Consider the following 21,590-nt stretch of genomic DNA (forward strand, 5'->3'; position numbering starts at 1 on the left):
TCATTCGCGCCTTCCAACGTACCGCTTAAATGATTGGGCCTTGAAACACCAAAGCGCACGCCAATATCTTCAGCACAATCCTTGGTCATATTGACAATCCGCGCTTCAATGACGACCTGTTTAACAGGTACATCCAACTGTTTTACAAGCTCTCTGATTTCTTCTATTTGTGTAGCCGTATCTTGAAGCCATATTGTGTTTGTCCGGGTATCGACACTGACTGTGCCGCGCTCTGACAGTAAAGAATTGTTTTTATCTTTCAGCATGGTTGCAATATCAGCGGCTTTGGCATAATTAATCTGAATCAGCTCAGAGCGGATTGGAGCAAGTTTTTTTGCTGCCTGCATGGCCTCCAGTTCTTGTTGCTCTCTTTCAGTAAAAGTTTCGGCCCTGTCTATCAAGATTACATTTCCAACCTGGCGCTTATCCAGATTTTGTGTAGTCAGAATAATATTCAGAGCCTGATCCCAGGGAACATCATTCAAGCGCAAGGTAATATTGCCTTCTACCCGATTGCTGACCACAATATTTATGCCAGTAAATTCGGCTAGCAACTGTAAAACAGACCGAATGGGTATATCCTGAAAATTCAAAGAGATGCGTTTACCAGTATAAACTTTTTTCTTCTCCTTTTCTTCTTTTATTTCTTCCTCTGTTAAAGGGAAAATATCGATGATAAATTGTTTATTCACTTGATAGGCATAGTGATCGAAAACACCCTCATTGTTCAAGGTAATCACTGCATTTCGCCCCACTTGTTTTGCGCTCACGATTTTTACAGGACTGTGAAAATCCGTTACATCAAACCGTTTCATCAAGCGCTGCGGCAATCTGGTGTTCATAAATTGAACGGCCACTTCTTTACCTGATTCAGTGACTTCAATAGGGATGCCGGTATTGGACACATTCACAATGAGACGCCCGCCCTGCTTGTCTGCGCCGGTGAAGTCCAGGCTGTTGATGCTGAAACGCGCATTAACCGGCCTATTAGTCACAAAGACTTCCTTTCTCTGCGGGATAAGTTGCTGGTCTTTGCCTCTGAGCATTAAGCTGTAGGTATTTCCCGAGATCTGTCCGGAATAAGAGATCGAGTCCGACAATTCAAGAATTGCCCGAACACGATTTTTGACAGCAATAATCTTATAACGAGCCAATGAGCCAAAATCGATTTTTTTAGCTTTATCAGCTTCATTCAGTCTAAGATTGCTGTCGATAAAATCAAGGACTAACCTCGGCGGTTCTTGTGTGATGAAGCTTGCGGGCAACTGTTGCAGAGGATGCGCAAATTGAAAATCCATTCGCACCCGGTTATCAGGCATGGGCATGATTTTTATCCCGACTAATGTATTATCCCTCGCATGCAGACTTGAGCAGGACATCAATAAAATAAATAATATGTGAATCAGCTTACGCAACGTAATCTCCTTTCACCATGAAAGCGCACTCGTCACTCTTCACGCAGTTTAAGGGTAATTGTTTTCTTTTCCCACTTACCGCCAATTTGTACTGTTTCTTGCAGAAGAATGGTATCTTCTGTAATTTTGATAATTTGACCAAAATTTTTTCCCATATAATCTCCAGGCTTCACTCTGGTAATTAGACCCCCTGGTTGGCTAATAAGCCCCCAAATAGTCGGTCCTTCTTTTAAGATGCCAACAAATTTCAATGCGTCTAAAGGAAAAGCTTCCAAGGGTTGTCTTGGCCTATCCAAATTAGGGGCTAAGAGATCTTTTTTCTCTGGCGCAACTATTGGTTTGAAGGGGCTTCTTCTTTTTTCTTCTTCAGGATATTTAAACTTTTGCGGCGTTTCAAATTCCGGTATAGGTTCAATGGGTCGAGAAGGTCTTGATTTAATTTCATGCATATAGCGTTGCAGGTCATCCTCAGCAGGTGCGCACGCTGTCAGTAAGGAGAAACCTAACAAATACAGTTTTGTGATTATCGAATTTTTCTTGGTCATCAGGTTCGATACCGGTAAATTTTAGCAGTCATTCTCATTATCAACTGATCGCTTGCTCCATTTTTTTGCTGCTCGGCTGAAGCAGGCTCAATCACAAAATCATGCATCGTGACTATACGGCTCATCTCAGCCACTCGACTTACAAAAACAGCCAATTGATGATAATTGCCTACAACAGCAATCTTAATAGGTAATTCCACATAAAAATCATGTTGTACTTCTGGCATAGGCGCAAATAGCTCAAAAGTTAATCCGCTGGCAATACCGGTTTTAGAAATATCTTCAAGAAGCCCCGGCATTTCATTTTTAGCCGGAAGTTGCTTTAACATGGTGCCAAAGCGCTCCTCCATCAGCTGCATTTGGTTTCGATATGCCTGTAGATTCGATGCCTGGTGCTGTTTTAACTCGAATTTGGCTTTTAAGGCCGGCTCCTGTTCCTTCAAGCTTTCATACTGCTCAAAATTTTTCTTGGCAATCAGCCAATACCCCATGCCCACCAGCAGTAAAGACAAGAAAACAATAACACCAATTTTTACGGGTTTTGGCCATTGCCCTATATTTTCCAGAGTTAATTCGCTTAAATTAATGTTATTCATAAAGAAACCAGTACCAGACTTATGTTTTAACTTCTCTCAGGTTAAAGCTTAGCTTAAATTCATTTTCTACCTGCCTTTCCGCTTCTTTGGTTTTTTTAATTTCTGTCAAATCAGGATTTTGAATCCACTGATTGCGTTCAATATTCCGCATCAACTGGGAAATATTGCTGTTGGATTCTGCATAGCCAAGTAAAGTGATGGTATCTTCCTTGCGTTCAACCTTTGTCAAATAGACCCCGTTGGGAATAATTTTTACAAGCTCATCGAATAATCGCGGAGTAAGTGAACGGGTAGCCTGCAAGTTCTGAATAATTGTCATTCTGGCAATCAAAGCCTGACGCAAGGCTTTAATCCCTTCAATTTCCTTGATTTGCTTGTCCAGACGTGCAATTTCATTTTCCAGCAACTGATTTCGGTGCATTTGATTTTCGATAAGCTGGTTCGCATAAAAATTAATTAAAAAAACAATCAGAGCAGCTGTTATGAGACCAAGAAACAAATAAAGGTTAAATTCTTTTTTTTCACGCTCACGCCTTAATTCGCGCCAAGGAAGCAAATTAATTTCAGTCATGAAGGCTCCTTACCTTACACGTAGTCATCAAGCTCCATTAACGCTCAAGAATGTTTATGAAGCCCTAAGCGCCAGTCCACACGCAACTAATAAACTTGGTGCATCTTTGGTAATACTTTCTCTGTTAACCTGCTTGCCCATTTCCATGCCAGTAAAAGGGTTGACAACCTCAGTTGGGATATTAATATGCTCATTTAAAAGCTCAGCGAGCCCTGTTTGTTTCGCGACTCCTCCCGCAAGTAAAATATGATCCACATGGGTATACTGACTGCCGGAAAAGAAAAATTGCAGCCCTCGTTTTACCTGTAAAATAACCAGTTCCTGAAACGGTTGTAACACTTCGGTTATGTAATTTTCGGGAAGGTTTCCTTCTTCTATTGCAGCTACTGCTTCTTCCTGCTTTAAACCATAGGCTTGCACGATAGTATCGATCAATTGTTTTCCGCCAAACTCTTCTTCGCGGGAAAAAATGATCTTCATCCCATGCATGACGTAAAAAATGGTATAGGCATACCCAAAATCAATGATGGCTACAATGCTGTTGGCCCCGCCACCCGGCAATTGCGGCGCGATCAATTGAACTGCCCGTTCTACCGCATAAGATTCAACGTCAACAACCTTGGCCTCAAGCCCTGCGCGCGTTACCGCTTCTACTCGGCTGCTCACATTTTCTGCCCTGGATGCAACGACCAAAACATCAAGCATGGCAGCGCTTTTAGCCGAAGGCCCCAACACATTAAAATCAATGTTAATTTCGTCTATAGGATAGGGAATATATTTATCTGCTTCCATAATCACCAGTTCTTCAATTTCTTCCTCACTTAATCCTTCATTGATTTGGATTATTTTGCTTATCGTTGAGGAATCAGGAACAGCCAATGCTGCTTGCCTGGAGGTAAAACGCTGGGAAGAGAATACCCTGCGAATACGGCTGGCCACCATATCTACGTCTTTGATAGTAACCCCCTCCATCGCATTTTCCGGCAATTTAATCGTTCCATATCCTTCAACGGTACGCTGATCGCCGCTTGATGAAATTTCAAGAATTTTCACAGAAGTTGAGCTGATATCGATTCCCAATATGGACTTTGCCCTGGGCTTGAATAATTTAAGCACCTAACTCATCTCCCTGAATCAATGCCTGTCACAATCTTGTATAAAAAGATCTAAATTTTGAAACTTATGGAAAACGACAGATTGAATGCATTCTGAAAGATCGTTTTCCGAAAATATATGATTGATATTAACGTAACTTGTTAAAAAATGAAATTTTTTTAACAGGTTTATCCATCAGGTTGATTTTTTATATCCACGCTGTCCATTTGAATGTTCATTTGACATCGGGACGCCTCAATAGCCTGAGGCAAACACGCATAGCAACATTACTGACCAAGCTCTATATGCCAGGTAATTCAGGCATGCTATCTCCAGTTTGCTGTGGTATAATCGCAGACAGCCGAATCTTTTTTTACCAATTGCCTGTCAAAAATTGAATAATTGGCATATAACTCATAAAACACGGTATAATTGACGCCTTCATATATTCTCTGAATACCACCTCAATGAAAAAAATGACATATTTTTGGCGTAAGGGGCTTTGGGCTTTATGCAGCCTGTTTTTTTTAGGAATGGTGTGCATAAGTCTGCTCTATTTTTATCTGGAAAGCCAACTGCCTTCTGTCGAATCGTTAAAAACTGTTCAGCTTCAAGTACCGCTTCGTATTTATACACAAGATGGATTGCTTATTCAGGAATACGGCGAAAAAAAACGTATTCCTTTAAGCTATGATGAAATTCCAAAAACACTGATTCATGCTGTTTTGGCAACTGAAGATCAGCGTTTTTTTGAACACCCTGGCGTTGATATTTTTGGCCTGGGCAGAGCGGCCTTGCGCATGGTGCAGACTGGATCCAAATCTCAAGGCGGAAGCACGATTACCATGCAGGTTGCGCGGAACTTCTTTTTAAACCGCAAAAAAACTTTTCTGCGTAAATTCAATGAAATTTTATTGGCCATCAAAATTGACAGGGAATTAAGTAAAGAAAAAATTCTTGAATTGTATTTGAATAAAATTTATTTGGGCAACCGGGCATATGGTGTTGGTGCTGCAGCGCAGGTCTATTACGGAAAATCACTGAAGGAACTCAATTTGGCTCAACTTGCAATGATTGCGGGCTTGCCTCAGGCACCCTCTACACAAAATCCCATTGCGAACCCTCTGGCAGCTAAAAAACGCCGTGATCACGTGCTTGAGCGCTTACTTGAGGAACGCTACATCAGCGAAGAACAATATCAAGAAGCAATCAATCAACCAATTACAGCAACTTATCATGGTGCACAACTTGAATTAAATGCCCCTTATGTCGCAGAAATGATACGCCAGTCACTTTATGATCATTTTGGGCCCGCCGCATACACCCGCGGCTACAAGGTTTACACCACGATCTCCGGCCGCCTGCAGAAAGCGGCCAATGATGCGGTTGCAGAAAACCTTCTGGCTTACGACCGCAGGCACGGCTATCGTGGTCCAGTAGCCAATATAGGCGCAATTAATCCGAATACCGCAAAAGAGGCGATTCATGAAGTACTCAAACAATATCCAGTGATTTATGACCTTGAACCTGCTGTCATTGTTGAAGTAGGGCAGCAATCTGCTATTGCCTCAACCCGACATGAAAAATCGATCACCATTCCCTGGAAAGGCCTGTCTTGGGCCAGGCCTGCTTTGCGGAAAGGCTGGGTAGGAAAAGCGCCCGCACAGGCAAGCCAGGTGGTCTCTGTCGGTGATGTTGTTTATATTCGGCCGGTTGGTCAGGAATGGCATTTGGCGCAAATTCCCCAGGTTGAAGCCGCCTTGGTTGCTATGGATCCAAACAGCGGCGCTATTAAAGCTCTGGTAGGCGGGTTTAATTTTGAGCGAAGCAAATTTAATCGCGCAACGCAGTCAAGCAGGCAACCCGGCTCAAGTTTCAAGCCGTTCATTTACGCAGCTGCGCTGAACAAGGGGTACAGCCTGGCTACCTTGATCAATGACGCGCCGATCGTGGTCGATGATCCGAGCCAGGCTACCCTATGGCGGCCGCATAATGATAATCGCAAATTTAACGGCCCAACAAGGCTGAAAGAAGGCTTGGTCAAGTCGAGAAATCTGGTGTCCATCCGCATACTGGATGATATTGGCATTGATTATGCGGTGGATTTCATTACTCATTTCGGTTTTCATAAAGAAGCCTTGCCAAAAGCTTTATCCCTTGCTCTCGGCAGTTTATCGGTCAGCCCGATGGAACTTACTGCGGCATATGCAGTATTTGCCAATGGCGGTTACAAAGTTGAACCATACCTGATTGAGCGCATTACTGATCACGATGGCAATATTTTACTGCAGTCCAAACCCACGCTGGTCTGTCATGATTGTGCGAAAGAAAATACTGACCCCGATCTTATTGCGCCAAGAGTCATACCAGAGGATATCGCGTTTTTAATGCACTCAGCCCTGCAAAGTGTCGTACAGCACGGGACCGCTAGAGCGGCAACTCAGTTGAACCGTCAAGATATTGCAGGTAAAACAGGAACAACCAATGATCAAGTGGATGCCTGGTTCGCGGGGTACAGCAGTAATCTCGTAGTTACCGCCTGGGTGGGATATGATGTGCCGCGCTCTCTGCATGAATATGCCTCGCGCCTTGCCCTGCCTTTATGGATAGACTTTATGAAAATTGCTTTAAAAGACGTACCGGAACAAGAACGCAAGCAACCGGAAAATGTTGTGGCAGTCAGCATTGATCCCAAAACAGGCCTGCTTGCAAACAGCAACCAAAAAAATGCCATTCTTGAATATTTCCGTGAAGAAGAAGTACCGACGATTGAAGGCACTCAAGAAATAGAATCTTCACAAGAAGAAGAAAGCCGGCACTTATTTTGGTAAGGTTTTTGAGGATTAAAAAGACCCCGGATTACGACTTCGTCTAATCCGGGCTGATACGAGTTAACTGGCCAGAGCATCCGTTGCTGCCACATATTCATACCCGAGATCACGGGCAACGGCTTCATAAGTTATCATTCCCCGATGAACATTTAAGCCATTGAGCAAATGACCGTCACTTAGCAAGGCAAGCTTAATACCTTTTTTCACAAAGCTCAGGACAAACGGTAACGTGGCATTATTTAAGGCAAAAGTTGACGTTTTTGGCACAGCGCCAGGCATATTTGCCACACAATAATGAACAATTCCTTCTTCTACATAAGTAGGCTCATGATGTGTTGTTGGGCGGCTGGTTTCAAAGCATCCACCTTGATCAATTGCAACATCAACCACGACAGAGCCAGGCCGCATGGCTTTTAACATATCCCGTGAAACCAATTTGGGAGCGGCGGCGCCAGGCACCAGGACCGCGCCAATGACTAAATCTGCTGCTGTTACATATTGCTCCATCGCTTCTGCCGTGGCATAAATGGTATTGAGCTTGGAACCAAACTGAAAATCCAATTCCCTTAAACGCTGCAATGATTTATCAATAACCGTTACATGCGCTTCCATGCCCATAGCCATCCGTACAGCGTTGGTACCGACTACCCCCCCGCCGATTACCACAACATTCGCTGGAGCTACTCCGGGTACACCCCCTAAAAGGACACCGCTGCCTCCCTGCGCCATTTCCAGGCAATGAGCGCCTGCCTGAATAGACATGCGTCCTGCCACCTGTGACATGGGTGTCAGCAATGGTAAACCGCCATCATTCTGGGTAACGGTTTCATATGCGATGGCTGTAACGCCCGATTCTTTTAATAGCCTTGTTTGCTGAGGATCTGGCGCCAGATGGAGGTAGGTAAATATAGCCTGCCCCTCGCGAAGCCGCCTGCATTCTATAGGCTGAGGCTCTTTAACTTTTACAATTAAATCGGAACGAGCATAAACTTCATCAGCAGTATCAACAATGTCTGCGCCAGCGGCCTCATATTCTTCATCACTGATGCCAATCCCAAGACCTGCATTTTTTTCCACTAAAACTTCACCACCTGCACGAATAACTTCGCGTACGCTGGCAGGTACCAAGCCTACCCTGTTTTCCTGTGGTTTAATTTCTTTTGGAACACCAACTAACATACAACTACTCCTATTGTTTTTATAACTATGCATACCGCAGGTTAAGTACTGCCCTTTTACGAACGTCTCCTGATTTCCTTTAACTTTTCAATCAACTTGGGCACAAGTTCAAATAAGTCTCCTACCAATCCGTAATCTGCAATTTGAAAAATGGGCGCATCAGCATCTTTGTTGATAGCAACGATAACTTTTGAATCCTTCATTCCTGCCAGATGCTGAACAGCTCCTGAAATTCCTACAGCAATATAAAGAGCAGGAGCAACAACTTTCCCTGTTTGGCCAACCTGATAATCATTAGGCGCAAAGCCTGCATCAACAGCCGCCCTTGAAGCGCCGACTGCTGCTCCCAGTACATCGGCCAACTCTTCAATTAATTTGAATTGTTCCGCACTTTGCAGCCCCCTTCCCCCAGAGACTATTTTATCCGCGCTACCCAGATCGGGTCTGGTTGACAGGCTTAACTCCTGCCGGACAAACTGACTGCTGTTATTTTGTGGGTAATCTTTATCAATACGTTCAATACTGCAAGCTTCCTGAGTACCGCTTACCGCATCAAATGCGGTAAGGCGGATGGTCAATGCTTTTTTTTCATCCAAAACGCGCACTGTCTCCAACGCATTGCCGGCATAGATAGGGTGCTCAAAAGTGTTTTCATCAATTATTTTTGTGACATCTGTCACTTGTGCGATATCCAAAAGAGCCGCAGCTCTTGGCAGAATATTTTTTCCAAATGTGTTGGAAGGAGCGAGAACAGCAGTAAAAGAAGCAGCCGATTCAGCAATAAGTTTGCTTAAACCTTCCGCTAATTGATGCTCAAATGAAGGGTTATCTATCCACCAGACTGCACTGACTCCAGGTAGTGAGGCTGCAGATTTTGCGACAGCTTCGCAACGGTGGCCCGCTACCAGCAAAACCGGCTTATCATCGAGTTGTAATGCCGCAGCCAGGACATTGCGGTTAGCAGGATGCAGCGAATGATTATCATGTTCAACCAAGACTAAGACGCTCACGATCTCTCCCTATCAAAGTACTTTTGCTTCGTGCTGCAATTTATCGACTAATGATTCCACAGAATCAACCATAATTCCTCCGCTTCTTGGCAAAGGGGCCCGGACTGCCAATACCTCAAGATGATCGCGTAAGGATAAATTAAGCGAATCAAGCTCAATCACATCAATTGGTTTACGCTTCGCTTTCATTATATTCGGAAGGCTTGCATAGCGAGGTTCATTTAAGCGCAAATCAGTACTTAATACTGCAGGCAATTTAAGCATCAGCGTTTCCAGTCCGCCATCTATTTCTCTTGTTGCTTGAAGAGTTTTATGCTCTGTATCAAAAGTTAATTTGGAGACATAGGTGGCCTGGGGCCAATCCAGCAATGCTGAAAGCATTTGCGGTGTCTGATTGTTATCTCCGTCAATGGACTGCTTGCCAAGCAATATGAGTTGGGGCATTTCGTCCTCGACAATTTTTTTAAGTATTTTCGCTATGTTCAGACTGCAAAATGTTTTTTCACTGCGAACCAATATGCTTCGGTCAGCCCCAAGCGCCATGCCATGGCGCAGCGTTTCCTGACAAGCATCCGTGCCTACTGAAACCAATACCACCTCGGAGGCAATATGTTTTTCACGAAGCCTCAAAGCTTCTTCTACCGCGATCTCATCAAAAGGGTTCATCGCCATTTTAACATTTTGCGTCTCAATCCCGCTTTGGTCTGGCTTAACCCTGACTTTTACATATGGATCAATAACGCGCTTCACTGCAACCAGTATTTTCATAATCCCTCACTGTCATCACTCAATTCAGCCTGCATCTTGCCAGATGCGCCGGAAAAATGGAATTATTCGGCGAATCCCACATCCTTTTTTAAATGCATTCATCGAATTCACGAGTCAAATTTGCCTGATGCAAAAAATCACGGAATGCATGCCCTACTTCTTCATGGCGCATGCCAAATTCGACCGTTGCGAGCAGATAGCCAAGCTTAGAACCACAATCATAGCGCTTTCCGCCAAAACGGTAGGCATACACCGGCTCTATACCCAAGAGGCGCTGAATACCGCCTGTAAGCTGAATTTCACCACGGTGGTCAATTTTGGTATCTTTTAGGCAAGGAAAGATTTCAGGTGTAAATATATATCGACCTACAGCAGCAAGATTTGAAGGGGCATTTTCTTGGGATGGTTTTTCTATCATATCGCTGATGCGCATAAATGAACGCGTGTCATCAACTGTTTTTACTACGCCGTATTGATGAATTTCCTGCCAGGGAACCGGCTGCACGGCCAATACTGATCTCCCGGTTTGGGAAAAATGATTTGCCATGGCTGAAAGACAGGGAAAGTTAAAATCGTCAATCAAATCATCCGCCAGCAACACAGCAAACGGTTCATCGCCAATGGCATGTTCTGCGCTCAAAATCGCATGGCCCAAGCCTAAAGGTTGATGCTGTCTCACATAAGAGAATTGTATCCCTGGCGGTGAAATACTTTTAACCAATGCCAGTAATTTTTCCTTACCCTGCTCACGTAATCTTGTTTCAAGCTCGAAATGATTATCGAAATGATCCTCAATGGCGCGCTTGCTGGAGCTTGTAATAAAAATCATATGTGTTATACCGGCGCGAACAGCTTCTTCAACGGCATATTGAATGAGGGGTTTATCCACAACAGGCAGCATTTCCTTGGGATTGGCCTTGGTTGCCGGCAAGAAGCGTGAACCTAGCCCTGCAACTGGAAATACCGCTTTTTTAACCTGCATAGTCAAATTCTCTTATGTTCATCCGGGTTAAACCATGCCGTCTTGTCAAAATTATATCATCCATCTTTGAAAGAGTGCTCCTGAGGTTTCAGACAATTGAGGTAACTCGATTACGATGACTCGATGTCAAAAAATTTGATATTATCGACAATTAACTAATAAATCACAAATTTAAACATTCAGCAAATTTACCAAGCCATGCCATCACGCAATTATTTTACAGAATGTATAAATAATGCCGCTAATTATATTGCCAAACAGACTTCTAATATAACATCCTATATTTGTTCCGAAAGGAAATATGCTAAGATCTAATCATTAGATTCTTTTTTTATTTTAACATGAATATCAGTTTATTTGACCTTTTTTCCATCGGCATTGGCCCTTCAAGCTCCCATACCGTAGGACCAATGATTGCTGCCAACGAATTTCTTCGTCTTTTGGAAGCAAAAGAATTATTTACCTCTGCCAGCCGAGTCAAAGTCGAGCTCTACGGTTCATTAGCGCTTACTGGAAAAGGTCATGGTACGGATAAAGCAATATTAAACGGTTTGGAGCAAAAAGCTCCTGAAACCGTTGTGCCGGAAAGCATGGTACCGCGCATGCTGGAAATTTTATCTACAAATACATTATGTCTTGGCGGGAAGAAAAATATTGCATTTTATGAAGACAGGGATTTTATTTTATTTCAAAAAGATGTCTTGCCAAAACATAGCAATGGTATGCGTTTTTTAGCCTTTGACGCAGATGACAACCTTTTGGTGGAGCAAGTTTATTATTCAATTGGTGGCGGTTTTATAACCACTGAGGAAGAATTTGATCAAAATTCAACAAATCAGGAAACCGTACCTTATCCTTTTGTTACCGCAAAACAGCTGCTGGAATTGTGCAGGAAAAATAATTTAACCATCGCCGAATTAGTCATGGCCAATGAACATACCTGGCGGGATAGCCAAGCCATACGGCGCGGCATATTAGAAATTGCCAAGGTAATGCTTGACTGTATTGAAAGAGGCTGCCACCACACTGGCACCTTGCCTGGAGGCTTGCAATTAAAACGCCGCGCGCCCGATTTGTTTAAAAAGCTCAATGAACAAAAAGGGATACCAAGTATTTATGAGCAGTCTGATATTATGAATCGCCTTAACCTATTTGCTATGGCTGTCAATGAAGAAAACGCGGGCGGCGGCCGAATTGTTACTGCACCGACTAATGGCGCCGCAGGAATTATACCGGCCGTTTTAAAATACTGCCAGGAAGCCCATGGCAAGTTCAGCGAAGAGGATATTATGACGTATTTCCTGACCGCTACAGCTATTGGAATTCTCTATAAAACCGGCGCTTCAATATCCGGCGCGGAAGTTGGCTGCCAGGGGGAAGTGGGCGTAGCTTCATCCATGGCGGCTGCAGGTTTGGCAGCAGTTTTGGGCGGTACTTTAGAGCAAATTGAAAACGCTGCTGAAATTGCGATGGAGCATCATTTGGGAATGACCTGCGATCCGGTTTTAGGACTGGTGCAAATTCCTTGCATTGAACGCAATGCCATGGGTGCAGTGAAGGCCGTAAATGCTTCACGCATGGCCCTTATAGGGGATGGGCAACATAAAATTTCCCTGGATAAGGTGATTAAAACCATGAAGCAAACGGGTTTGGACATGCAAAGCATTTATAAGGAAACTTCACTGGGAGGATTGGCCGTTAATCTTCCGGAATGCTAAGGCCTAGGCTGCTCGTGTTCGCTTCCAACAATCGAAGAACAGAAAAAACCTCATCCAGTTCATGTAAGTTGCGTGTTCGTTGAATCGACATTAACTTTTCCTTCCAGATTTTAGCTCCCGGCAAGCCATGGGCCAAGCCGTAGAGGGGTTTTAAAAACGCATTGACAGAGCCACCTTTTGTCAATGCGTCAGAGACATTCTGCAAATATTGTGATAATACAGAACTGCGGCCTGGCAATGAAGATTTAGGGTAAAGCGCTTGATGAATGGTTGCGATCCCGTAAGGGTTTTGACAGGCAAGCCTGCCTATCATTACTCCATCAACATGGGCCAAATGCGTTTGAATCTCTTGTACCTCAGTGATATTGCCATTGATGATAACAGGAATACGCCCAATCTCTTTTTTAATCTGGTACACAAAATTGTAATGCAATGGCGGAATAGTGCGATTTTGTTTGGGATTTAAACCTTTTAGCCATGCCTTACGAGCATGCACAATGAGTTTATCCACGCCAGCATTGATTAAATGCTTCACAAAGGATGAAAAAAAATCATAACTGTCCTCTTTATCAATACCAATACGCGTTTTTGCTGTAATTGGAATGCGGGTTACTGATTTCATTTTTTCAATGCACTTCGCGACCAGGGCGGGTTCAGCCATTAGGCATGCCCCGAATCGTCCAGCCTGAACGCGGAAACTTGGGCAGCCAAGATTCAAATTAATTTCATCAAATCCCATCTCCTCAGCAATCTGCGCGCATCGAGCCAGGGCATCAGGGTCTGAACCGCCAAGCTGAAGCGCCAAAGGTTTCTCGAATTTGCTAAATTGCAAGGCTCGTTCTGGATTGTTAAAGACCGCACCCGTCGTTTGCATTTCTGTATATAACAAGGCATTGGGAGCCAATATTCTCATAAGACGGCGAAAAAAGGTGTCAGTCCAATCAATCATTGGCGCTATTGCAAGCTTTTCAACTGATGAGTGAATCACAAAATATCTCAATAATTTAAACAAATTGTATATTATATATTATTTATCTGGCAGGGGCAGCATCAATCAAGGTATAATGCCACAGTAAAATCATATTTTTGGATAATAGCCCTTGTCGTTGATTATCCTTAATTCTTGGCATTTATTCTGACTGTTTCCTTGTAAGATATTAGGAATTTTTATGAGCCATAACGCAAAATCCTTACCCGAAAAAGCAATAGAACAAGTCAAAAATTACCTCTTAAGCCTGCAGCACCATATATGCTCCGCACTTGAATCCCTGGATGGTAAAGCCCAATTTCACGAAGATTGCTGGCAACGTGAGGAAGGTGGCGGCGGAATCACCCGCACACTAACAAACGGCGCTGTTTTTGAAAAAGCCGGGGTGAATTTTTCACATGTTACCGGTGCCAAGCTTCCAATATCCGCAACCGCCGGTCGTTCCGAATTAAGCGGATGCCGCTTTACTGCTTTGGGTGTTTCTCTGGTCATTCACCCGGATAATCCCTACGTCCCTACATCACATGCCAATGTCCGCTTTTTTGTTGCTGAAAAAGAGAATGATTTTCCGGTCTGGTGGTTTGGGGGAGGCTTTGATCTGACTCCTTATTACGGCTTTCAGGAAGATTGCATACACTGGCATCAAACAGCGAAACGCGCCTGCGATCCATTTGGCAAGGAATTATATCCGCGTTTTAAGACCTGGTGCGACCGTTATTTTTATTTGCCGCATCGCAATGAAGCGCGCGGTATCGGCGGGCTTTTCTTCGACGACTATAACGAGGTGGATTTTACCCATAGCTTCGGCCTGATGCAAAGCATCGGCGATCACTACATCAAAGCCTACGCGCCCATTGTGTCACGCCGCAAGGATATACCCTACGGGGAGAGAGAAAAATCATTTCAGCTGTACCGGCGGGGCCGCTATGTTGAATTTAACTTAATTTACGACCGCGGCACCATTTTTGGCTTGCAAAGCGGCGGACGTACTGAATCCATCCTGATGTCTTTGCCCCCTGAAGTTCAGTGGCACTACAACTGGCAACCAAAGGAAAATACGCCCGAAGCGAAATTGTATTCTGATTTTCTGCCCGCCAAAGACTGGTTAGATGGCCTGGCTGCCTTATGATTTTATTTAAAGGCACTATCATCTCTTCATGATGGTTAAAGCCTGCTCGCTGGCGGGAATATAGCCCGCTATAAAAAACGTTCCTCAAGATGGCGGCTTTTTTAGCCAAAACCGTAAAACAATTGCTGCCGTTGCATTAAGTAGGCCGGTGATTAAAAAAACCTGTGGGATAGTCAGGCTTAAATAGAGTAAAAGCATGACTAGTAAAGTACCGCCCACCATGAATATTGCATTAATGATGTTATTGGCGGCAATTGTCCTTGCCCGAAACATTCCTTCGCTTTTTACCTGTAAAGTCGTATATAGAGGCACAATGAACATCCCACCGCTTAAAGCAAGAAAAAACAAATCCAGAGTCACTCTGAGATGTGTGGGTTTTGTGAAAAATTGCGAAAATGTTTGCAGCGGCAAATCTGAAGTATACAATGGCGTTGCCCAGTATAAATCGCAAGCAAATATTGAGAGCAACAACATCGTGTGGGGTACATAATGCAAGGTAACTTTTCCTGATAAAAGCTGATTAATACAAAGCGACCCTAATGCTATTCCAATAGAAAAAAGCGCCAAAAAAGCCGCAAAGACTGTGGTTTCTGCGCGCAAAACATAATTAGCATAATCCGGTAATTTTGTTAAAATAATGGTACCTACCATCCAGAACCAGGAAATGGCTATTATTGCAACAATGACCTCTTTATTACTGAATACGTCTTTAATCATGCGGTTCGTTGCCCTGAACAACCGCCAGTCAATTGTCAAGTTTTTTGCCGTTGGAGGCGCAGAGGGTATAAACCAACTTGCTGCGAGTCCAAAAACTGCAGCAATCAGGGTCAAGCCAATTGCATAAACCGTTCCTGATTGAGCGCCTCCAATACTTAAAGTTCCAAGAGTTGTACCAAGAAGGATAGCAAAAAAAGTACTTCCTTCAATCAAAGCTGTAGCGCCCATTAATTGATTTTCAGGCAAATGATCCGGCAAAATTGCGTATTTGATTGGGCCGAAAAAAGTTGAATGTATACCCATACCTGTCAAAGTTGCCATCATCAAGATGATATTTCCAAAATAAAGGCTAATGCCGCCTATTGCCATTAAAAATAGTTCCAGGATTTTTACCCAACGTGAAATCACTGCCTTATCAAATTTATCAGCCAGCTGCCCTGCTGTCGCAGAAAAAATAAAAAACGGAATAATGAACAATGCACCAGCCAAAGCCTGGTAATGTTCTGAGTATGCTTGTGATTGGGTTAAAAAATAACTAATTAACGTCAACATGGCCAATTTAAAGGCATTATCATTAAATGCGCCAAAAAACTGAGTCAGAAACAAAGGTAGGAACGATTTTTTAGTCAGCAAGGAAAATACCTCAACATTCATTCTCTTAATTCTCAGTCAAGCGCGTTTACTTAAAGCAGTCATGATTTTTTCTAAACTGTGGCGGTTTGGAGCTTGCTGATCCATAATTCCCTGTACACGTTGTTCACAATAGTGTTTAACCTCCTTATCGGGCAGAATATAAAACTTTTTGTTATCAATTTCCCGTAAAATATGATCAGCAATCTCTTCAGGCGAACGGCTTCTTTCCAACAACTCCATCATCATCTGGTACAATTGGTTCGGTTCTTCAGGTTTTGAGTTAAATAGCAAGGCCGTATTCGCAAATGATGGACATACCACTGCAATATCTACCGGTTTGTTGTGGTTTTGCAAATCAAAGTAAAGGGACTCCGATAAGGAAACTATGGCATGCTTAGACATGGAATAAGGGGCAACCTGGGAGCTGCTGACAAGGCCGTATAAACTCGCCATATTCACGATCACGGATCTGTGCTTTTGGGCAAACATTAAAGGCAGGAAAACTTTTATACCGTGGATAACACCAAATAAATTAATATCCATTACCTTGCGAATTTCTGCCTCTGTCAACTCCCATAGCGGCGCTAATGGTCCACTGATGCCGGCATTATTAATCAGTAAATCAACACGATGAAAATAATCCATAGTTGTGTCAGCCAGACGCTGCAAGTCACTTAATCTGGCAACATCGCAATCAACCTGAATTATTTCTCCACCAAAACTGCTGAGGTTAGCAGCTGACTGACTCAGTTTTTCTTTCGAATTATCAGCCATAACCACATGCATTTTTCTTTGCAAACAAGCTTTAGCCAATGCAAGCCCAATGCCGCTTGCGGCACCGGTAATTACAGCAACCTGTTTTTCATCTGACATATGTCCACTTATAGTGAGTTATGGTATTTCTTGGGCTAAAACCAGTATTCTGATTGGATACAAACAATCTGAATGCTTTTTATCATTTTCGATGTAACCAAGGGTTGCTATGAATTGCTATTCTCGGTGACTGGAAGATCGTTGATCGCACATTTTGATAATTTGAATCCCAGATAAAAACAAGCCTACCTACATCGAACAGGTTTATCGGCTGCCTTTTGTAAATTTTAAGCCAAGATTATTCTGTTATGACGATTACATCCTGAGCTTTTAACCCTTTAGGACCCTTATCCAAAACAAAACTCACCTTATCATTCTCATGCAGCGTTTTAAATCCTACGCCTTGTATATCCTTGTAATGAACAAAGATATCATCACCCTGTTGACTCACGATAAATCCAAATCCTTTTTTCTCGTTAAACCATTTAACTTGTCCTGTTTCTCTTTGCGACATTTCGCTGTCCCCTATCTTATCAATAAAACAGCTGCAGACTCCTTGCAGCCTTAGAGACGCATAAAGCATCTTCAAATTATTATAAATATGATTCTATCGGAGTTCAAATCATCATATTGAGCATAACCATGGTTATTTTGCAGCAATTGGCCAAGCTTTCGCTATAGAATCACCAGAACATCCGGCAGGAATATAGTTTATGAAAATGAAAGAATTGTAAAGATCTGATTAGATTAATATTTTGCGCATACCGTATTTTTTATCGCAAAAATAGCAAGATGCGATATGCAGGAATTGATTATTTCACAGCAGATCGATATCCTTTCACAATCATGAACAGCATTGGGTCAAACACTTGAATGATGTTAAAGATGCCTTCATCAAACTGGCAATTGAATCAAAGGCGTTAAAATTCGGATCCTTCCAACTGAAATCAGGCCGAAACAGTCCTTATTTTTTTAATGCCGGCCTCTTCTACGACGGTACTGCCATTCAGAAAATCGGGGATTTTTATGCCCAAATTATCATGGCAAATCAACTTGATATCCAACATCTTTTTGGACCAGCCTATAAAGGCATTCCTCTTGCTACGGCCACAGCAGTGGCTTTGGCAAAACTGGGCCTTAATGTTACCGTTACTTTTAACCGCAAGGAAACCAAATCTCATGGGGAAGGAGGCAATTTAATTGGCGCACCGCTTTCTGGCAATACAGCTATTATCGATGACGTCATAACTGCCGGCACAGCCTTTAGAGAAGCCCAAAAACAGATTAAAGAAAATGGCGGCACCTTAACCTCGGTTTTAATTGCTCTAAACCGTTCTGAACGCGGTGAAAGCAAATTATCCGCCATTCAAGAAATTGAGCAACAAAATATCAAGGTATTTTCCATTATCACTTTTTTTGACCTGATTGATTATCTTAAATCTGAGGGCGAGTATGCAAAAGTCCAGGAAATGCTTGCCTATTATGATCAATACGGGTGTGCCTGAATAAAATATTTTTTATTTTTAAAGTTGCGGCTGCTGCAGGCAGCACATTTTTTAGCAAAAAACTGTGTTGCCTGGCATTGTTTTTGCAATTAATAGGCTGCAATATCAATGGTTTTCATCTTGTAGTTTATCTGTTTGCCATTGCGCAAGACGGTCACGGTGATTTCCTGGCCTATGCTAATCTCAGTTAAGTAGTTATATAATATATCATAATTTGCTACCGGATGGCCGTTTAGCGCCACAATGATATCTCCTAAATGAATTCGCCCCCATTGATCACGATAAGTTCCTCGTAACCCTGCATGGGCTGCGGGTGTATTTGGTAACACATCTGAAATCAAAATGCCTTTTTTAACACCAAGATGCTTTGCAATGCTTGGATCCATCCGTTGTATGCCGATACCGGCAAGCCTAACCCGCCCATGCTTGATAATTTGCGTTACGATACGCGAAATTTCATCGGCCGGTACGGCAAATCCAACACCGGCTGAGGAGCCAGATTGTGAGTATATTGCTGTATTAATGCCAATTAGGCGTCCCGCACTGTCCAAAAGCGGCCCCCCGGAGTTGCCAGGATTAATAGAGGCGTCCGTTTGAATCATATCATGAATGGTAACGCCCCCGACACCGGGAACCTGGCGGCCAAGCGCAGAAATAACACCTGTGGTTAAACTGTGATCCAAACCAAAGGGATTGCCGATAGCGATGGTTTTCTGGCCGACCAGCAATTCGTTAATTGGCGCGATTTCAAACGGGATAAAAGACTCCAGTGACTTTAAAGCCTTGGGTGAAGCCAATGCCAGAACTGCAATGTCCTTTCTTGGTTCTGCGCCAATAACCTTTGCAGGATAAGTCTGCTTACCAATACTGACCGCAACTGTATCGGCTCCATCAATCACATGATAATTGGTAACTATATGCCCTTTTTTATCCCAAATGATCCCTGAACCTGCCCCTGATGGAATATATAGCCGTTCATAAGAACCATTTAATACCGTTTTCAAACGGTGCACGTAGATTACTTTAGGGGCTGCTTTTTGAAAAATTTCAATAGTATTACGTTCATTTGGCAATAATTTACTTAAATCAGTAGCGTATAAACAAGCAGAAAGAAAAGACATCAATAAGATAAAAAACATCCGATGAATATTAATTTTCATTCTCCCGCTCCACTTCAATTAATTGCTTCATTTGAGACAAACACCCAAATTATGCACTATTAATAATCAAAATGGCAAATATAAAATATTCTTTGGAGAGCAAAAATCAAATAACATCTGTCATCTTACTGCCCTTATCAGGATTGATAGAGGCTCTCTTATCCATAGTTTTCCTGCGATGAAAATTTTTCAAAAGACCAATTCGCCGCAGGAAATTTATGATTGCCTAGTTGACATAGTCAACCACCGATTCCAAATCCTCATCGATTTCATCGGTTTCGCTTTGCGCATCATCGTTAATATCGCGTTCAACATCCGAAACCTCATCCCTTGAATCACGCTCCTCGGATGCCTTGCCTGGATCTGCACCGGTAGATAATTTGAAAAACTGCAGCAAAAAGCGTATCGGTTCAGTTAAGAGGCTATAGGTTTTGGTCGATTCCTCCAATGTTTTCGTAGCGACATGTTCTGTATTATCCATGTGGCGCAAAAATATTTTCTCAAGTAAACTGCTGTGCCTGTGGTATAGGGAATCCATCTTGGCATTGCGGAATTTTTCCTGATCGAGCAGATATTTTTGCAGTTCAGAATTTGAATCCCATAAAGATGCGCGCCGGGTTTGCAATTTTTCGAGCTCAGCGTCATAAATTTTGAGCTCATTATCGATTTCATTTTTAAGCAAATCACAGATTTCCTTACGATCTCTATATTCCTGGCCAGATATAATGGCGGCAGACGTTTTTAAAGTGGCTTCACCATACCGCTTAATCAATGCCAGCTTTTTATTCAATAATTCCTCTATTTTCTGATCAAGGTATTGAATGGCATCACGATTTTCTCCAAGCAATTTGTGATGAGAGCTAAATCGCTTATTGTCCTCCATTTCACGCCGCAGCTTTTCCAACACCATTGATTCCTGGGAAAGAGCGCGTTCCTGTGCTTGATCATTCAATAACTTATCACGGCTGAGCAGTAACTGGCGAATAAAGACCGATAACGCTACAATCCCCCCAAACACCGCAGTACAGATGAGCGCAATGGCTATTGTTTCCATAGCTACACCCTCCTTAGTGCAAATGGACTAGTTGCGTGTGGATTTCAACGGCAAAATAGCGGTTAAAAGTCTCATAGGAGTCAACCGCGGGCCACTGTTCAGCACTGTCGCACATACGAAGCATCTCTGTTTTAAAGATTGGTTGGTAATATTGTTTGAGAAATGGCTTTATCTCGGCAAGATGATTAAAATTTTTCACAACGACTGTCGCATTCTCCGCAAGCTGAGATAAATTCACCTGTTTCAGCACGGTTGTCAGTTCTTCATCTTGCTCGACAGAAGACTTCATCCATTTCAATAAAACAGATCTTGGCTTAATACAGATTAATTGCCTCCCTTCCTGAAGACTTGGTTCCATTAAAACTATTTGTGAATGCAATTCAAATTTAAAACAACATAAAAAATCTAAAAAACTGGCCTCAATCTCATTACGTGCTCTGCTACCTAACCAACGGCATATCTCATGACGAAACATCTTTGGAAAATAGCGCTCAATTTCATCCAATGTAGCTTCCTCATCTTGATGTTTTCGGATGGTATATGCGGTAGTATCAGTCTGCAACATTTTTAAATCAGGTAATTCTGATTCAGGCAGTTGGGATGCCAAAAAAGACAGGAAAACTGAGGTGGGTTTTAGGATGACAATTTCCCATTGACTTTGTTTCATTATGCTCTCCTTAATTGTTTGTTCTCGTCCTGAGTACAACGTGAAAGCTAAAATCAACGGCATTTTTTTCAGGGGAAGGCTATCAGATTAACACCAAACAAAATCAGTTTGCAAGCAGGATTTTTATTTCCATAACGTTGCAGCAACTATTCACATCATCCCGCTCAGCATGGCACAGGGAGTCGCTCATTGTGGCGTATCAGGATATTGGGGG

General features: G+C 42.8%; 20 protein-coding genes. 4 read left to right on the forward strand and 16 right to left on the reverse strand.

Annotated elements, in window-relative coordinates; genetic code table 11:
- The 5 genes from Llon_RS11695 to pilM form a co-directional block, all read right to left on the reverse strand.
- A partial coding sequence (locus tag Llon_RS11695) for an AMIN domain-containing protein (protein ID WP_065238264.1) occupies positions 1–1,415 on the reverse strand: 1,415 nt, incomplete at its 3' end.
- A 32-nt stretch (positions 1,416–1,447) separates the two neighbouring features.
- On the reverse strand, positions 1,448–1,960 hold the full coding sequence (locus Llon_RS03350) for a pilus assembly protein PilP (RefSeq protein WP_058528654.1): 513 nt from the start codon (positions 1,958–1,960) through the stop codon (positions 1,448–1,450).
- Positions 1,960–2,556 carry a type IV pilus inner membrane component PilO gene (locus Llon_RS03355; RefSeq protein ID WP_058528655.1) on the reverse strand — a complete coding sequence of 199 codons (597 nt, stop codon included), beginning with the start codon at positions 2,554–2,556 and terminating at the stop codon, positions 1,960–1,962. Before Llon_RS03355 ends, Llon_RS03350 begins: the two co-directional genes overlap by 1 nt.
- A gap of 19 nt (positions 2,557–2,575) precedes the next feature.
- The gene (locus Llon_RS03360) at positions 2,576–3,127 is read right to left on the reverse strand and encodes a PilN domain-containing protein (RefSeq protein ID WP_058528656.1); all 552 of its coding nucleotides are present in this window, start codon (positions 3,125–3,127) and stop codon (positions 2,576–2,578) included.
- 54 nt (positions 3,128–3,181) lie between these two features.
- A complete protein-coding gene (gene pilM / locus Llon_RS03365) occupies positions 3,182–4,243 on the reverse strand; it encodes a type IV pilus assembly protein PilM (protein ID WP_058528657.1) in 1,062 nt (353 codons plus the stop codon).
- Between the two features lie 446 nt (positions 4,244–4,689).
- Between pilM and Llon_RS03375 the strand changes: the two genes are divergently transcribed.
- Positions 4,690–7,053: a penicillin-binding protein 1A gene (locus Llon_RS03375; protein WP_058528659.1), complete on the forward strand. Its 2,364-nt coding sequence runs from the start codon at positions 4,690–4,692 to the stop codon at positions 7,051–7,053.
- A gap of 60 nt (positions 7,054–7,113) precedes the next feature.
- Here Llon_RS03375 and ald read toward each other — a convergent pair whose 3' ends face one another.
- The 4 genes from ald to galU form a co-directional block, all read right to left on the reverse strand.
- Positions 7,114–8,232: an alanine dehydrogenase gene (gene ald, locus Llon_RS03380; protein ID WP_058528660.1), complete on the reverse strand. Its 1,119-nt coding sequence runs from the start codon at positions 8,230–8,232 to the stop codon at positions 7,114–7,116.
- A 56-nt stretch (positions 8,233–8,288) separates the two neighbouring features.
- A complete protein-coding gene (locus Llon_RS03385; protein WP_058528661.1) occupies positions 8,289–9,242 on the reverse strand; it encodes an electron transfer flavoprotein subunit alpha/FixB family protein in 954 nt (317 codons plus the stop codon).
- Between the two features lie 12 nt (positions 9,243–9,254).
- Positions 9,255–10,010, reverse strand: a complete 756-nt coding sequence (locus Llon_RS03390) for an electron transfer flavoprotein subunit beta/FixA family protein (protein ID WP_058528662.1) — start codon at positions 10,008–10,010, stop codon at positions 9,255–9,257.
- 88 nt (positions 10,011–10,098) lie between these two features.
- Positions 10,099–10,992 carry a UTP--glucose-1-phosphate uridylyltransferase GalU gene (gene galU / locus Llon_RS03395; protein WP_058528663.1) on the reverse strand — a complete coding sequence of 298 codons (894 nt, stop codon included), beginning with the start codon at positions 10,990–10,992 and terminating at the stop codon, positions 10,099–10,101.
- 341 nt (positions 10,993–11,333) lie between these two features.
- Between galU and Llon_RS03400 the strand changes: the two genes are divergently transcribed.
- Positions 11,334–12,710 carry an L-serine ammonia-lyase gene (locus Llon_RS03400; RefSeq protein ID WP_058528664.1) on the forward strand — a complete coding sequence of 459 codons (1,377 nt, stop codon included), beginning with the start codon at positions 11,334–11,336 and terminating at the stop codon, positions 12,708–12,710.
- Here Llon_RS03400 and dusA read toward each other — a convergent pair.
- Positions 12,691–13,698 carry a tRNA dihydrouridine(20/20a) synthase DusA gene (gene dusA, locus Llon_RS03405; RefSeq protein ID WP_174221660.1) on the reverse strand — a complete coding sequence of 336 codons (1,008 nt, stop codon included), beginning with the start codon at positions 13,696–13,698 and terminating at the stop codon, positions 12,691–12,693. The two genes, Llon_RS03400 and dusA, sit on opposite strands and share 20 nt — an antisense overlap.
- Before the next feature lie 181 nt (positions 13,699–13,879).
- On the opposite strand from dusA, the gene hemF reads away from it, so the two are divergent.
- Positions 13,880–14,827 (forward strand): oxygen-dependent coproporphyrinogen oxidase, encoded by a 948-nt coding sequence (hemF, locus tag Llon_RS03410; protein WP_058528665.1) that lies wholly within the window; start codon positions 13,880–13,882, stop codon positions 14,825–14,827.
- An 84-nt stretch (positions 14,828–14,911) separates the two neighbouring features.
- On the opposite strand, the gene Llon_RS03415 is transcribed toward hemF, so the two are convergent.
- The 3 genes from Llon_RS03415 to Llon_RS03425 form a co-directional block, all read right to left on the reverse strand.
- Complete coding sequence (locus Llon_RS03415) at positions 14,912–16,198, reverse strand: MFS transporter (RefSeq protein ID WP_058528666.1); 1,287 nt, start codon at positions 16,196–16,198, stop codon at positions 14,912–14,914.
- 15 nt (positions 16,199–16,213) lie between these two features.
- On the reverse strand, positions 16,214–17,050 hold the full coding sequence (locus tag Llon_RS03420) for an SDR family NAD(P)-dependent oxidoreductase (RefSeq protein WP_058528667.1): 837 nt from the start codon (positions 17,048–17,050) through the stop codon (positions 16,214–16,216).
- A gap of 238 nt (positions 17,051–17,288) precedes the next feature.
- On the reverse strand, positions 17,289–17,504 hold the full coding sequence (locus tag Llon_RS03425; protein WP_058528668.1) for a cold-shock protein: 216 nt from the start codon (positions 17,502–17,504) through the stop codon (positions 17,289–17,291).
- A gap of 355 nt (positions 17,505–17,859) precedes the next feature.
- Between Llon_RS03425 and pyrE the strand changes: the two genes are divergently transcribed.
- Positions 17,860–18,495, forward strand: a complete 636-nt coding sequence (pyrE, locus tag Llon_RS03430; protein ID WP_058528669.1) for an orotate phosphoribosyltransferase — start codon at positions 17,860–17,862, stop codon at positions 18,493–18,495.
- 89 nt (positions 18,496–18,584) lie between these two features.
- On the opposite strand, the gene Llon_RS03435 is transcribed toward pyrE, so the two are convergent.
- From Llon_RS03435 to Llon_RS03445, 3 genes are all read right to left on the reverse strand, one after another.
- Positions 18,585–19,655: a S1C family serine protease gene (locus Llon_RS03435; RefSeq protein WP_058528670.1), complete on the reverse strand. Its 1,071-nt coding sequence runs from the start codon at positions 19,653–19,655 to the stop codon at positions 18,585–18,587.
- Between the two features lie 226 nt (positions 19,656–19,881).
- The gene (locus tag Llon_RS03440; RefSeq protein WP_058528671.1) at positions 19,882–20,709 is read right to left on the reverse strand and encodes a hypothetical protein; all 828 of its coding nucleotides are present in this window, start codon (positions 20,707–20,709) and stop codon (positions 19,882–19,884) included.
- Between the two features lie 13 nt (positions 20,710–20,722).
- Positions 20,723–21,376 carry a hypothetical protein gene (locus Llon_RS03445; protein WP_058528672.1) on the reverse strand — a complete coding sequence of 218 codons (654 nt, stop codon included), beginning with the start codon at positions 21,374–21,376 and terminating at the stop codon, positions 20,723–20,725.
- Positions 21,377–21,590 lie beyond the last annotated feature (214 nt).

The organism is Legionella londiniensis (assembly GCF_001467825.1).
GTDB classification, from domain to species: Bacteria; Pseudomonadota; Gammaproteobacteria; order Legionellales; family Legionellaceae; genus Legionella_A; species Legionella_A londiniensis.

What these genes read in the sequence shown, in the direction of transcription:
- Llon_RS03420 (WP_058528667.1), bottom strand. Translation starts at nt 17,050, where the DNA reads ATGTCAGATGAAAAACAGGTTGCTGTAATTACCGGTGCCGCAAGCGGC.
- ald (WP_058528660.1), bottom strand. Translation starts at nt 8,232, where the DNA reads ATGTTAGTTGGTGTTCCAAAAGAAATTAAACCACAGGAAAACAGGGTA.
- Llon_RS03445 (WP_058528672.1), bottom strand. Translation starts at nt 21,376, where the DNA reads ATGAAACAAAGTCAATGGGAAATTGTCATCCTAAAACCCACCTCAGTT.
- Llon_RS03400 (WP_058528664.1), top strand. Translation starts at nt 11,334, where the DNA reads ATGAATATCAGTTTATTTGACCTTTTTTCCATCGGCATTGGCCCTTCA.
- Llon_RS03440 (WP_058528671.1), bottom strand. Translation starts at nt 20,709, where the DNA reads ATGGAAACAATAGCCATTGCGCTCATCTGTACTGCGGTGTTTGGGGGG.
- Llon_RS03415 (WP_058528666.1), bottom strand. Translation starts at nt 16,198, where the DNA reads ATGAATGTTGAGGTATTTTCCTTGCTGACTAAAAAATCGTTCCTACCT.
- Llon_RS03425 (WP_058528668.1), bottom strand. Translation starts at nt 17,504, where the DNA reads ATGTCGCAAAGAGAAACAGGACAAGTTAAATGGTTTAACGAGAAAAAA.
- Llon_RS03375 (WP_058528659.1), top strand. Translation starts at nt 4,690, where the DNA reads ATGAAAAAAATGACATATTTTTGGCGTAAGGGGCTTTGGGCTTTATGC.
- hemF (WP_058528665.1), top strand. Translation starts at nt 13,880, where the DNA reads ATGAGCCATAACGCAAAATCCTTACCCGAAAAAGCAATAGAACAAGTC.
- galU (WP_058528663.1), bottom strand. Translation starts at nt 10,992, where the DNA reads ATGCAGGTTAAAAAAGCGGTATTTCCAGTTGCAGGGCTAGGTTCACGC.
- Llon_RS03435 (WP_058528670.1), bottom strand. Translation starts at nt 19,655, where the DNA reads ATGAAAATTAATATTCATCGGATGTTTTTTATCTTATTGATGTCTTTT.
- Llon_RS03360 (WP_058528656.1), bottom strand. Translation starts at nt 3,127, where the DNA reads ATGACTGAAATTAATTTGCTTCCTTGGCGCGAATTAAGGCGTGAGCGT.
- Llon_RS03355 (WP_058528655.1), bottom strand. Translation starts at nt 2,556, where the DNA reads ATGAATAACATTAATTTAAGCGAATTAACTCTGGAAAATATAGGGCAA.
- Llon_RS03390 (WP_058528662.1), bottom strand. Translation starts at nt 10,010, where the DNA reads ATGAAAATACTGGTTGCAGTGAAGCGCGTTATTGATCCATATGTAAAA.
- Llon_RS03350 (WP_058528654.1), bottom strand. Translation starts at nt 1,960, where the DNA reads ATGACCAAGAAAAATTCGATAATCACAAAACTGTATTTGTTAGGTTTC.